This is a genomic window from Nostoc sp. C96, assembly GCF_059384975.1.
Genome location: NZ_CM182020.1, coordinates 1,604,743 through 1,618,156, shown reverse-complemented (window position 1 = coordinate 1,618,156; position 13,414 = coordinate 1,604,743). Strand labels below are relative to the sequence as shown.

Genomic DNA, 13,414 nt, shown 5'->3' with positions numbered 1-13,414 from the left:
ACCAGCTTTCAGCTTATCAGCTTCAGTGAGTGCTGAGTCATTTGAGGTCAAAAGTCAATGGTCAAAAGTCAATGGTTTTTACTCTGGACTGTTGACTCTTGACTAAAGACTCAGCAATCACAACTCAGGACTAGAAGAAGGACGACTGAAAACAGGAGACAGATAAGCAACTAAAGCACCGATAAAAAAGCCAGAAATATTCCGAACTAACGGTAGCCAATCACTAGTGCGAGTCACTACTGGCCCAATACCAAAGGCTATGAATAACATTCCCCATAAAGGAGAGAAAATTAATGCCCATTGCCAAGCCACAATTTGTTTGTCGTTGCGGGGTTGGGCGGCAAATCCACAAATTATCCCGCCAATGACGGAGGTAACTAGGGTGAGAATCCATTGTTCTCTGGGGAGTCCCGGTACAACATTACAACCGCCTTTGATTAAGCAGCCTTTAACTGAGTCTAAGGCTTGTAAAATTGATTGGTCTTCACCTTGTTCTCGCACAAAGTACAAGTTACCAAAGCGAGTTTGTAGTTCTATCCAAAATGTACGGGGTAAAAGTTCGTAAACTGCATCACCAACGCTAAAGCTGAGAATATTCCCGCCACGAGAGTCAGCAACGAGCAGGATACTTTTGTCATCTAAACCCCAATAATTGATCACTGCTCGGCCAGGAGTGCGATCGTACTGTGTCAATACTCGCAGTTTCCAGCCAGTTTCGGTTTCAAATTGCTTTAAATCGGAAACTAGCTTGTCTTCTTGAATGTCAGTGAGAGTTTTTGCCAAATCAATAACTGGAGTTTGGAAATTAGGTAACAAGTCAGGGTTGTCATAGGCTAGTGCTGCGGAAGGATTGGCTACCCAAATTGACCCAGCCACGAAAAATATTGCAATAGATACGAGAATTCGTCGCCAAAAACAAGACTGCATGGATGCTCTTATACAAATATAAACAGTAAAAGTGAACAAGTTGTTTTAAAAAGTAGGAGAGAAAAGTGATACTTCTTTACACTTGTTTACTTTACTCTAATATTAGGGTCTAAGAAAAGTATTGAGTGTGAGAGATTTGTGGCCTATCGCCCAATAACCATTAAGACCATGATAGCGATCGCTGTTTCTCGGTTTAGTGCTTTGTAATGCTGAAATTCAGATTTATTGTTTACCCAGTCCAGCAAAATCACATTGCAGACGACTGTAGGCGATCTCCTATTCTCTACATTCCCAAACAGCGATCGCACTTTCCATCGGCGTTGCATAATAGAGGGATGACTTGAGGGTATCTACTGTGCAATGTCCATACTGCGGATCTACGAAAATTCGTAAGAACGGAAAGCGAAGAAGTAAACAAAATCACATTTGCGTATCATGCGCTCGCCAATTTATTGATTTGTACGAGCCACCAAAAGGATATTCTGAGGAATTGAAACAAGAATGCTTAAAAATGTACCTTAACGGTATGGGTTTTCGTGGGATTGAACGAGTCAAAGGAGTACATCATACTACTATTATTTATTGGGTCAAACAATTGGGAGAGAAACTTCCGGACGTACCGAAAGAAGATGTAATTCCAGAAGTTGGAGAACTTGATGAATTAGAGACATTTGTTGGTTCAAAAAAAACAAAATTTGGTTATGGACAGCAGTAAATCACTTTACTCAAGGTATTTTAGCCTGGGTTTTGGGAGACCATAGTGCCGAAACTTTTGAGCCATTGTGGAAAATTGCTAAACAATGGAAAAGCTATTTTTATGTGACAGATGGCTGGAAAGTTTACCCAAGCTTTATTCCAGATGGAGACCAAATTGTCAGTAAAACATATATGACACGAGTTGAAAATGAAAACACTAGGCTTAGACATTATTTAGCACGCCTTCACCGAAAAACTTTATGCTATTCCAAGACAGAAGAAATGCTGAGATACTCGGTTAAATTATTACTTCATTATTTGAAGTATCAAACTGTACCTACATAAATCGATTCATCCCTTCATTCAGCAACGCCGATTTCTTCTATACCATCTTTTGTATATATATGATGGCTACCGCGAATGCGCTCATCAAACCCTAGTTTAATTAGTAGTTGGCACAACTGCTCAAAGGCAATGTTTTTGTCTGATGTTCCTGATAATATCTTAGCCAGTAGTTTATCTGCTTGACTCATGATTTAGCATAAGCGATCGCTGATTATATGATTGCATTGTGAGCGATCATCTGTTTGTCAGGATGAGTAATCACCCTTTATACAATACTAAAGCGATCGCCTGTTTATCAGGATTAGCGATCACACTCCACATTCCCAAATGCAATCACATATCCTCTATTAATCTATTGGGAGAGATACAGGAACCTCTGCTTTAAGAGTAGCTTCGACTGCTGGGTTAAAATTAACCGTATACTGACGAAGCTTATCTAATTCATCCCAAGTTAACCGACCTTCTTCCCGTTGCAATAGCATCCTTAATAAATCTGGATCATGGTCTAATTTCCTCTGCTTCAATAATGCACTGCTATTTTTTCGGAATTGTGCAATAATCTCTTTGTGAAGATAGTCTAAGGGGTCAACATCTTCTGGTAATGACTGCATTTTGCTTTCTTCAATACGCTCTAACATTTCACCAAAGTAATACAACATTGCATAAGTAGTGTATGGCCATTGTCCACATACTACCAACCAGCGAATAGTTGCAAAAGGATTATTTAATATGAACTCTTCTCCCCTATATTCTGCTAAAGTACGAACAAGACGATAGACATTAATCAATCTTTTTAAATGGCGAGGGTTTGGTCTTAGGTATCGGACAAAATGCTGGAATGCTTCTAGTTCATCATAGCTAAATGCTTCTAAAGAAGGTTGTTCATCAGGTTTCACTATGGGATTTTTAACAATTTCATCTTCGGTTTTTAAAGCCTGGGGCTGAGTAGTGTTTATATCAAACTGTGAGTCATTGATTGTACCACTATCTGGAGTTTGTACAGTTTGAACAGAGGTATTGGGTAAAGAATTGTTAGAAACTGATGGTTTTTGAGGATTTCCTAATTGTTCTGAAATGAACAATTTAATTTCGTCTGGGTTAGGTTCTGGAATGCGGAATGGTATTTGTACAATTTTGTCTAGATATTCATAGCCAGAAGCTCCTGCTACACCTAACACATTGCTATAATGTTTTTCTACTGCCCGTGTAATAATACGAGCATCAATACCCAGACACACAATAAAGCTCTTAAAGTTAAGAAGTAAATTTACAGCTTGTAAAACTTCAACAGCTTTCTGTGGTTCACATCGATCTAAATCATCTATGATTATTAAGACTCTACCATTATTATTTTTCAGTCTCCGTGCAAGTAATTCTAGATCAGAATGAATTTCTTCCATATAATTAATCTGTTTCCCATAGTCAGTTCCTTTTAATACAGCTTCAATCCACTGACTAAGAGGTTTAGATAATGTATCAGCTACAAGCTTGAATAATCCAGTGGCTCCTAATGCTAATAACGCGCCCCAAATTAGCTGAAAATTAAGTTTAAACTTAAAAATATTTAAAACTAAAAATCCTGATAATATAGCGAAAAATAAAATTATTTTACTTTTATTATCTTCAAACTCACGTTTCAAGTTGAGTAAAAACTTCTTTCCAAATAGTCCAGGGAAACCCCAGTAAAGCTCTTTTTCTAATTGATTCATTATTTTCCGCACAAGCCCTGGCCAAATGTGTTTTGCTGCACTATATTCCCAAGCATTGAACTTGACAATATGAACAAATGGTATAGGTGTATTAGTTTGCAGTTCTTGAGTTTTGCAACGCTTTTCCTGACGTTTCTGTAGTTCTCTAGTAATGTGGTCAAGTAAAAACGACTTGCCCATACCCCACGATCCAAAGATGCCAATAGTTAAAGGAGGCTTGGTATAGGGTGATTCAATGAGGTCAGTAAAGGCTTTAACATAATGATGAAAACCAAGATAATCATTATCAGCAACTACATCATTTCCTGCGCCCCTAAGTTTACCAATTTGATAAAGCTTGAGAACCTTTTCAGTTTGATTGATATTAGGATTTATAGTAGGTATCTGAGCAGTATCTATTGAACTATCTTCCGTAATTAGTTCCAAGCCATCTTCTGTAGTTAATCTTGAACCATCTTCTGTAATAAGGTTGATTACATTTCTTTCTTTAATTGGTGCTTTAGCTATAAGGATGTTATATCCTTCCTTATCAACAACAATCTGTGGTGTAATGTTAGGCTGTACTTCTTGAACTTTTGCCTTAGCGTAATTGTGCAGTTCAAATATATAAATATTTCCATCGTTGTCTGTGTCTGCTGCGCCAGTTTCAATTCCCTCAACTAAATATTGAGTGTAGAGTGACAGTATTGAACCTTCTTGTTCAAAAGATAGTTGAGTCGCACTAGAAGAAGTGAGAACAACTCGCCCTTCAGCGCCTAACTGCTTTTTGATATCGATACCAACACTTTTCGTTCGCCAACTTCGAGCTATCGCACCACTGTAGCAAGCATCTAGAATCAAAACTTGCCGTTTAGCATAGCAATTATTGGATTGTCCTTGGATAAAATTTGCGTCTACAGCAGTGGCTTCAAAATCATCTTTAGAAGTGTTTCGAGTTGCTAAATAGAGATGAGCGTCATCATTAGTAATACCATGACCAGAGAAAAAGAATAATACTAAGTCGTCTTTTGCAGCTTCTCTAAACAGCTTGTGAATTGCTTTTCGCATTTCAACTGCATCGGGATTTAGCAGCTTTTCAACTTGCTCAAAACCTCCCAGGTTGGGGTTTTGCAAAACTCGCTGCATAGCTTCCACATCATTGAGTGCTGCTGAGAGGGAGGGGATACCTTCACCGTACTCACTTACTCCAATCAGTAATGCCACCTTAGTCATTCGGGATATCTTATTAGAGTAATTTTCCTAGAAATTTCAACCAAAAAAAGGAGCCTTTGGTGGCTCCGATGTATATAATATCAGTTTTAAAGATTAGAAAAATACTTACTAATCCAATCTACTCAATCCCCTCAATTCGGTCTTCAACTTCTTGGTACAACTCGCGGAGGCGGTCTAAATTCTCCTCGCTAGTTTCCCAATAACCGCGACCATTCACTTCCAACAAAGTGGAAACCATCTTGCGGAAAGAATGGGGGTTGAGGTTCATCAAACGTTTCTGCATTTCTTCATCTTTGATGAAGGTTTCGTTGGTATCTTCGTAAATCCAGTTGTCAACTGCACCAGCTGTTGCACTCCAACCCATTGTGTTTACCAACCGTTTGGAGAGTTCGCGCACACCTTCGTAACCGTGAGACAGCATACCTTCATACCACTTGGGATTTAACAATTTGGTACGAGCATCTAAGCGCACGGTTTCCGATAATGTGCGGACTTGGGCGTTGGCTGTGGTGGTGTCTGCAATGTAGGATGAAGGTTTTTTACCATCACCACGCAGACTTGCTACCAGCTTGGTGGGGTCTGAGTCAAAGTAGTGGGAAACGTCTGTCAAGCTAATCTCGGAGGAATCCAAATTTTGGAAAGTCGCATCAGCAGTTTTCAAGGTGCTTTCAAAAATCTGCCGAGATTCGTCCATCATTCCGGGGTTATCGGAATTGAAGGAGAATGACTTGCGCTTGAGGTACATTTCCTGTAATTCGGCTTCGCTATCCCAAGTGCTGTTTTCTACTGCCAAGTTGATATTTGACGAGTAGGAACCAGAAGCGTTAGAGAAGACGCGGGTTGCTGCTTGACGCAGATTAATTCCCATTTCTTCAGCTTGCTGCATGGCGTGTTTGCGAACAAAGTTCATTTCTAATGGTTCATCCGCTTCCGCCGCCATCTTCACCCCTTGGTCTAGGAGGTTCATCTGGTTGATGAACAAGTCGCGGAATACACCAGAACAGTTAATCACTACGTCGATTCTGGGTCGTCCCAACTCTTCTAAGGGTATTAACTCCAACTTGTTTACCCGTCCCAAGGCATCGGGAACCGGACGCACACCCACCATCCACATGATTTGGGCTAGGGATTCGCCGTAGGTTTTAATGTTATCGGTTCCCCAGAGAACACAAGCGATGGTTTCTGGCCAGTTACCGTTGTTTTCGGCTTTGTTGCGTGCCAATAGCCTATCAACAACAATTTTGGCTGATTGGACAGCCGCCGCAGTGGGAATCGATTGGGGGTCGAGGGCGTGAATGTTCTTACCAGTAGGCAATACATCTGGGTTGCGGATGGGGTCGCCACCAGGGCCGGGAAGAATATATTCGCCTTCTAAACCTTTGAGTAACGCGCCGAGTTCGTTGTCTGCACAAACTTGTTGTAAGCAGAATTCTAAATACTCGAACAGGGGTTTTAAAGCAGAACCATCGACTTTGGGATAACCTGCTTTGTGCAGTGCTTCTACCCAAGGTTCCTTTTTGCCCATGTTGAAGAAATTCAATCGGGAAACTAGGGAAACCCTTCCTTCAGCATCGGTTTGTTCTTGGACTAACGCCCCAACAGCGGCGCGAGTAGCTAGGGTGATTTCTTGTAAGAGTTGGACATCTTCTAAAATACCGCGATCGCTATTTTGGTAAATCTCGTCAATATCTCGCCCTAAACTATTGGCAATAATCCGGGGTAAGCTGAGAATTTCTTCTTCTTGACGGTCTAAGCTGGCGATATTCACCAGAGTCGCAACGGCTTCCTCAGCTGTTGGCGGTTTACCAATGACGTGCAAACCACAAGGTAACAACCTCGATTCAATTTCCATTAACTTGCGGTAGACGCTGCCCACAATATTATCCCGTTCTTCGGGTGTCATATCTTTGGCATCGGTTTCAGGCAAGTTAATATCTTTATCCAGGTTGACGATGCGGCATTTATCCATAATCGTGTTAACGATGGGGATACCGCGACCGCTATCTTTTAAGGTTTGGTAAGAAGCAATTAACTCGCTGAGTTCTTTCAAACCTTTGTATAAACCAGCGTTTTCAGCAGGTGGTGTCAGGTAAGAAATTGTCTCGGCGTAACTGCGACGCTTGGCAATTGTGGCTTCGCTGGGGTTGTTGGCAGCGTAATAGTACAGGTTAGGAATATTCCCAATCAAGTTATCGGGGTAACATTCACCCGACATCCCCATTTGCTTACCCGGCATGAATTCCAAGGAACCGTGTGTACCAAAGTGCAGTACAGCATCGGCACCCCAAACTCTTTCTAGGTAGGTGTAGTAAGCTGCAAAGCCGTGGTGAGGGCTGGCGGAACGGGAGAACAACAACCGCATTGGGTCGCCTTCGTAACCGAAGGTAGGTTGAACACCGATGAAGACGTTACCGAATTGCTTACCGTAAATCAGCAAGTTTTGTCCATCGCTGTTGAGGTTTCCTGGTGGTGGCCCCCAGTTTTCTTCTAGGCGTTGGGAATAAGGTGTCAGTTCTTCATATTCTGGGACTGACATCTTATAGGCAATGTTGAGTTCGGGGCTAGCGTACTGTGCCTGTGCATCGTGGATGACTTCCTGCATCAAAGCTTCAGCCGATTCTGGTAACTCTGGCAAGTCATAGCCATTGTTTCTCAGTGCCTTCATCACTTCGTAGATGGAACCGAATACATCTAGGTATGCGGCTGTACCTACGTTGCCTTTGTCAGGAGGGAAGCTGAAAACGGTGATGGCAACTTTTTTGTCTAGTTTAGGTTTGCGGCGGAGATTTGCCCACTTTAAGGCGCGTTGGGCTACGGCTTCGATGCGGTCTTGGAGGGCGATCGCCTTTCCTGTCGCGCCATCTCTACCCGATAATATGATGGGTTCGATTGCCCCATCTAATTCGGGAATCGCAATTTGTAAAGCTACTTGAATGGGATGTAAGCCTAAATCGCTGTCTAACCATTCTTCGGTGGTTTGGAATACCAAGGGTAATGCCACCATATAAGGGCGATTTAAGCGTTTGAGTGCGTCAATTGCCTTGGGATGGTCTTGTCTAGCTGGGCCACCAACTAACGCAAAACCAGTTAAGGAAATGACTGCATCAACTAACGGTGTATTTGTAGTTGGTTCGTAGAAGTAGGCATCCACAGGTTTGGAGAAATCCAAACCACCAGCAAACACAGGTACTACCCGTGCGCCTAGTGATTCCAACTCCTGAACCATCGCCACGTAATGGGCATCATCACCTGTAACTAGGTGAGTGCGTTGTAGTACTAATCCGACACAGGGGGCTAATGGATCTTTTAAATCTTGGGGGATATCTCGACGGGCTGTGTACCAATTGAGATATTCTCGGACATCCTCATACATGGTTGTGGCTAAAGGATGCCAAATGCCCATATCAGGGTAGACAACTGGTGCTTCATATTCAATAGAGGCAGAACTTTTTTTGTCTACGCCTTTTAATACATATTTGTCAGCCAGCATCAGCAAGAAGTTTTCCAAGTTTTCTGGAGAACCACCTAGCCAATACTGAAAACTCAACATAAAATTGCGTGCGTCCTGTGCCTTGTCCATTGGCAAGAACTTCAGCACTTGGGGCAGTGTCCGCAAAAGTTTCAGCATTCCATCTTGGAATCCTGCACCGGATTTTTCTTTGCGTTTCCGCATGAATTGTGCGATCGCACTTTTTGATTGACCCAACTGTGCCAAGGAAAAACTGCCCATTTTATTTAGGCGCATTACCTCTGGCATTGATGGGAAAACAACGGCAACGTCTAAATTATCGCGGTACGGTTCTACGGCTGTTACTACTTTTTGTGCTAAGTCTTCGATAAAAATCAGTGAGGCAATAAAAATATTGGCACTTTGTATATCCCGTTGGAATTCTTCGTAATTTTCAGGGTCTCGAAGTTCCTCTATTAAGTACCCGCTGATTTCAATCGCCAGATCCGGACTGTTCGCGTTAATCGTGCGAACCGCTTGCGACAATGCACTCTGGTACTGGGACTCAAGCACGACATAGACCACCTTAATTAAATTACGTCCGCGCAGGTTTTCAGGCGCAATGTGTCTAATGGTGGACTTGACGTGGGTGAACATGCTTCCTCTGCTCCTTTGATGCGTGTTCTCGACTAGAAGTTTTTGATGGCTGATAACGCCACTAATTACTTCTTTTATTCGGCAATAAGAGTTTTTTATCAGAAAAACCTTGCCCAGAGAGCATTTTGCCTGATTTCTGACACAAATTGATATAAAAATCGCAAACTTTGTTAACAAACGTTAATAAATAATAAGAGCCAATACTCAAAATATGTAACAAAAGCTTAATATTTTGAGAAATTGGTTAAGAGGGACTAGGGATTGGGGAGTGTTGAATATGGTTCAGGCTTTACTGCAAAGCCAATTTTTTAAGTGTAAATACTGTAATAATAAGATAAATAAATCACAAATAATTAAGAATTTAGATGATTGTATAGTTAAACTAAAGTTTTTTATAATACAAAAAGAATACTTATAACTTTGCCGATTATAAAGAAAAAGTGATAGATTTATTGCTGCGAGTCTGGACGGTGAGTGTAGAGACAATGGAGATTATTAGAGAATAAAGGCTATAGTTTCAGACTTAAATTCTTCTTTCAGCCATGATTACACAATATCTTGATCAATCACAGATTTGCTTTTAACACTAATAAATGTGACTATGTTCTGTCTGAGCCTATAATTTTTGCACCTGCTCAACAGTTAAACCAGTAAAGTGAATAATTAATGCGATCGCCATACCTTTACTTAGCATATTTCTGGCAATTTCCTGAGTTTTTTGCTCTAACCCTAGTTTAAAACCTATTTCATAACCCAGTGCAAAACCTTCTTGATACCATTCTTGCCAAATCTCTTGATCAATAACCGATTCACGCATAAGGTTACTGGAGTTGAATGTCTTCTGTTTGAGTCTGTAATTTTTGCACCTGTTCAATAGTTAAACCTGTGACATCGACAATTATTTCCAGACTAATACCCTTATTAATCATTTTGATGGCAACAGCTTGAGCTTTTTGTTCAATCCCCTGTTCAATCCCCTGTTCAATCCCCTGTTCAATCCCCTGTTCAATCCCCCGTTCAAAGCCTTCTTTAAGCCCTTCTTGCAAAATATCTTGATAAATTACAGATTCGCGCATAATATCACTCCGCAAAATTCTTTTAATCACGTCCTTATTTAATACTAATCCAGATAACACTGCTGTTGATGCAGCAAGATTACTACGGATGCGGGTGTCATTGATCGCTTCAATAATTTGAGCTACTTCTTGTAAAGTTCGCGTTTGGTCATCGGTTTGGCTTAAAGTTGCAAACGGTAGCAAACCTGGGTAATTGAAAAATACTTCCGTTGGCTGTTCCCACAGTCGAATTACATCAAATCTGTGCCAGCTATTTTCTAAAACAAATTCCGTTTGATAAACTAGCTCAGAATCACTTGGTTGTAAATAAATTACCACCTGACGCATTTTTTTCTGAGGAAATTTTCGATACCCGCGTAAGCGATAATCACTCATACGAAAGGGAATATCAGCTTTTGGTCTGGTTTGAAATTCCAGATGAAGAATAATTTCATCGGACTGTAACAAAATTAGCGCATCTGCTCGTATGGGTTCGAGGGATAATTCCGATGGACTTAGTTGAGTTAGTGCAATTGGTTCATTCAGCAGCCAAGTTGCAAAGTCACTGGCAAATGATTCAGCAAGGAACTTACAGACGTTATCATACATAGGTTGTAATTTTATCAGTACCCTCTGAATACAGTAGTTTTTTATATAAATGTTTACTGTTAACTGATGTATTTAGTAGATATTCTCATTCTCTCCAAGTACAACTGTAGAAAATTGGGATTGGAGCGATCGCGGTGTCATTATATTCTTTAGCGGACAATCAAAAGATTTATAAAGAAAATCGCCCATAGTACTGTATTCCCGACAACATAATTAATAGATTTAAGCCAATTTTTCTCCAAAAGCTTAAGGAGGGCCTGATGGTTACAACAACAGTACCGAAGCAACAGGTCAAAATCGGCCCAACCAAACTGCTGATTAATAATGAGTGGGTAGATAGTGTCAGCAGTCGCCGATTTGTAACGATTAATCCAACTACAGGTGAAACTATCTGCGAAGTAGCAGAAGCAGATGCGCCAGATGTCGATAAAGCAGTGCAAGCAGCCCGTAACGCCTTTAACCGTGGGGAATGGCGTAATATGTCTGCTACCCGTCGCGGCGAGTTGCTTTATAAGTTAGCCGATTTAATTGAGCAGAATATTGACGAGTTAGCGCGACTAGAAACTTTAGACAATGGCAAACCATTACAAAATTCTTTAGGAGATTTGGGTTTAGTTATTGCTTGTTATCGCTACTATGCAGGTTGGGCTGATAAAGTCCAAGGTAAAACCATCCCCATTAATGGGCCATATTTTTGTTACACGCGTCATGAACCTGTGGGGGTAGTTGGTCAAATTATCCCGTGGAATTTCCCACTGCTGATGCAGGCGTGGAAGTTAGCACCAGCTTTAGCTACTGGTAATACTGTAGTGATGAAAACAGCGGAACAAACACCGTTATCAGCATTGCGGGTGGGAGAGTTAATTATTGAAGCTGGTTTTCCCCCTGGGGTAGTTAATTTATTATCAGGATACGGCCCAACTGCTGGGGCTGCGATCGCTCACCACATGGATATTGATAAAGTCGCTTTCACTGGTTCTACGGAAGTTGGACACTTAATTATGGAAGCGGCTGCGAAAAGTAACCTCAAGCGCGTGACTCTGGAATTAGGGGGAAAAAGCCCGAATATTGTGTTTGCAGATGCAGACATGGATGCTGCGATCGCAGGCTCTCACGATGCTTTATTCTTTAACCAAGGTCAATGCTGTTGCGCTGGTTCGCGGCTGTTTGTTGAAGAAAAATGCTACGACGAATTTGTTGCTAAAAGTGTCGAAAAAGCTAGACAGCGAATTGTCGGCGATCCTTTCGATTCCGAGACAGATCAAGGGCCACAAGTAGACCAAGAGCAATTTAACAAAGTCATGGGTTACATCGAATCTGGGATGCGGGAAGGCGCTCAGATGCTTTGTGGTGGACAAAGAGTAGGCGACAAAGGTTACTTCATTGCCCCTACAGTCTTTGCTGATGTCCGGGATGACATGAAAATTGCCCAAGAAGAAATCTTTGGCCCGGTGATGAGCATCATTAAGTTCAAAGATATCAACGAAGTCATTAAGCGGGCAAATAACACTATGTACGGACTCGCCGCTGCCGTGTGGACTCAGGATATTACTAAAGCCCATGCGATCGCTAATAATTTACGAGCAGGTACAGTCTGGGTAAATTGTTACGACGTATTCGATGCTGCTGCGCCCTTTGGTGGTTTCAAGCAATCAGGCATCGGCCGCGAACTAGGTGAATATGGCTTACAGCAATACACCGAAGTTAAGACTGTTACCATCAAACTGTAAACTTAAATGTATTAAAGCTCTTGGGCAAGTTGGGCTTTTGCCTGTTGCCAGAGCATCTCCAACTCATCCAAACTGTATTCAGAAAGGGGGCGGTCAACCACTGCCTCCATTTTTTGTAACCGTTGCACAAATCGCTGATTTGTCCCTTGCAAAGCAGCGCTAGGATCAAGATTATACCAACGGGCTAACTGAATCACCGCAAATAATAAATCGCCTAACTCTGCTTGCTGACGTTCTGGTGTTTCCTTTGCCAAAGCTTGCTGAAACTCTCCTAACTCTTCGTGAAATTTTGCCCAAACTCCATCAATGTTTTCCCACTCAAAGCCTACTGCTGCTGCTTTATGCGAAATTTTCATTGCCGCCATCATTGGGGGCAAAGTGCGCCCGTAGCGGCTGAGTTTGGCACTCAGTTGTTGATTTTCTGGGGTTGGTTCACCTTTTTCTGCTGCTTTGATTTGCTCCCAGTTTTGCCGAACTTCATCGATATTCTGCACCGACACATCACCAAATACATGGGGATGGCGGCGAATGAGTTTTTGCGAAATACCTTGGGCTACTTCTTTGAGGCTGAATTGTTTGTATTCGCTGGCGATTTGGGTTTGTAAGACAACTTGTAAAAGCAAATCGCCTAATTCCTCAGAAATTGCGCCTTGATTACCACTTTGAATTGCATCTACCACTTCATAAGCTTCTTCAATCACGTATGGTATCAACGTTTCGGGAGTTTGTACCAAATCCCAAGGACAACCACCATCAGGCGATCGCAATTTTGCCACCACATCAATTAATTCTTGTAACGCCGCCAATGTTTCAGCATTTTCGTGATTTATTTCCATAACTCACCTGTCAGCCATCTAAATACTTCTTTACCTTAAGCAAAGCATGATAAGTATTCAACTGAAAGCGATATTACGCGATTTAAAACCCCTCTCCAAACCTCTCCCCTGGCAGGAGAGAGGCTTTGATTCTTGTTCCCCTTGCCTACAAGGGAAGGGGTTAGGGGTTAGGTTTGAGAGAAATTTACAC

General features: G+C 41.7%; 10 protein-coding genes. 2 read left to right on the top strand and 8 right to left on the bottom strand.

Features of this window, described 5'->3' with window-relative positions:
- Positions 1–117 precede the first annotated feature (117 nt).
- Positions 118–927, bottom strand: a complete 810-nt coding sequence (locus AC504W_RS06940; RefSeq protein WP_494876981.1) for a TPM domain-containing protein — start codon at positions 925–927, stop codon at positions 118–120.
- A 143-nt stretch (positions 928–1,070) separates the two neighbouring features.
- A complete protein-coding gene (locus tag AC504W_RS06935; RefSeq protein ID WP_494876979.1) occupies positions 1,071–1,253 on the bottom strand; it encodes a hypothetical protein in 183 nt (60 codons plus the stop codon).
- 29 nt (positions 1,254–1,282) lie between these two features.
- On the opposite strand from AC504W_RS06935, the gene AC504W_RS06930 reads away from it, so the two are divergent.
- Positions 1,283–1,968 (top strand): IS1 family transposase gene (locus AC504W_RS06930; RefSeq protein WP_494873060.1). Its coding sequence is split into 2 segments (ribosomal slippage): positions 1,283–1,622 and positions 1,622–1,968, totalling 687 coding nucleotides; the frame shifts between segments, so codons are not numbered across the junction.
- Positions 1,969–1,982: 14 nt separating this feature from the next.
- Here AC504W_RS06930 and AC504W_RS06925 read toward each other — a convergent pair.
- The 5 genes from AC504W_RS06925 to AC504W_RS06905 all read right to left on the bottom strand — a co-directional run bounded on the left by AC504W_RS06925 (position 1,983) and on the right by AC504W_RS06905 (position 10,658).
- Entirely contained in the window at positions 1,983–2,156 is a 174-nt protein-coding gene (locus AC504W_RS06925; protein ID WP_494876978.1) for a type II toxin-antitoxin system HicA family toxin, read from the bottom strand.
- 159 nt (positions 2,157–2,315) lie between these two features.
- Positions 2,316–4,889: a caspase, EACC1-associated type gene (locus tag AC504W_RS06920; RefSeq protein WP_494876976.1), complete on the bottom strand. Its 2,574-nt coding sequence runs from the start codon at positions 4,887–4,889 to the stop codon at positions 2,316–2,318.
- Positions 4,890–5,007: 118 nt separating this feature from the next.
- Positions 5,008–8,994 (bottom strand): magnesium chelatase subunit H, encoded by a 3,987-nt coding sequence (locus tag AC504W_RS06915; protein ID WP_494876974.1) that lies wholly within the window; start codon positions 8,992–8,994, stop codon positions 5,008–5,010.
- A gap of 616 nt (positions 8,995–9,610) precedes the next feature.
- Complete coding sequence (locus AC504W_RS06910) at positions 9,611–9,811, bottom strand: Rpn/YhgA-type helix-turn-helix domain-containing protein (RefSeq protein ID WP_494876973.1); 201 nt, start codon at positions 9,809–9,811, stop codon at positions 9,611–9,613.
- A 4-nt stretch (positions 9,812–9,815) separates the two neighbouring features.
- Positions 9,816–10,658 (bottom strand): Rpn family recombination-promoting nuclease/putative transposase, encoded by an 843-nt coding sequence (locus tag AC504W_RS06905; RefSeq protein WP_494876972.1) that lies wholly within the window; start codon positions 10,656–10,658, stop codon positions 9,816–9,818.
- A 260-nt stretch (positions 10,659–10,918) separates the two neighbouring features.
- Between AC504W_RS06905 and AC504W_RS06900 the strand changes: the two genes are divergently transcribed.
- Positions 10,919–12,388, top strand: coding sequence for an aldehyde dehydrogenase family protein (locus AC504W_RS06900; protein ID WP_494876970.1), 1,470 nt, complete (start codon positions 10,919–10,921; stop codon positions 12,386–12,388).
- Positions 12,389–12,399: 11 nt separating this feature from the next.
- Here the strand turns inward: AC504W_RS06900 and mazG are convergent, their stop codons facing one another.
- Positions 12,400–13,224: a nucleoside triphosphate pyrophosphohydrolase gene (mazG, locus tag AC504W_RS06895; RefSeq protein WP_494876968.1), complete on the bottom strand. Its 825-nt coding sequence runs from the start codon at positions 13,222–13,224 to the stop codon at positions 12,400–12,402.
- Between the last annotated feature and the right edge of the window lie 190 nt (positions 13,225–13,414).

Bases quoted from the DNA above. Each gene is read 5' to 3' on its own strand.
- AC504W_RS06940 (WP_494876981.1), bottom strand. From the start codon at position 927: ATGCAGTCTTGTTTTTGGCGACGAATTCTCGTATCTATTGCAATATTT.
- AC504W_RS06935 (WP_494876979.1), bottom strand. From the start codon at position 1,253: ATGCAACGCCGATGGAAAGTGCGATCGCTGTTTGGGAATGTAGAGAAT.
- AC504W_RS06925 (WP_494876978.1), bottom strand. From the start codon at position 2,156: ATGAGTCAAGCAGATAAACTACTGGCTAAGATATTATCAGGAACATCA.
- AC504W_RS06920 (WP_494876976.1), bottom strand. From the start codon at position 4,889: ATGACTAAGGTGGCATTACTGATTGGAGTAAGTGAGTACGGTGAAGGT.
- AC504W_RS06915 (WP_494876974.1), bottom strand. From the start codon at position 8,994: ATGTTCACCCACGTCAAGTCCACCATTAGACACATTGCGCCTGAAAAC.
- AC504W_RS06910 (WP_494876973.1), bottom strand. From the start codon at position 9,811: ATGCGTGAATCGGTTATTGATCAAGAGATTTGGCAAGAATGGTATCAA.
- AC504W_RS06905 (WP_494876972.1), bottom strand. From the start codon at position 10,658: ATGTATGATAACGTCTGTAAGTTCCTTGCTGAATCATTTGCCAGTGAC.
- AC504W_RS06900 (WP_494876970.1), top strand. From the start codon at position 10,919: ATGGTTACAACAACAGTACCGAAGCAACAGGTCAAAATCGGCCCAACC.
- mazG (WP_494876968.1), bottom strand. From the start codon at position 13,224: ATGGAAATAAATCACGAAAATGCTGAAACATTGGCGGCGTTACAAGAA.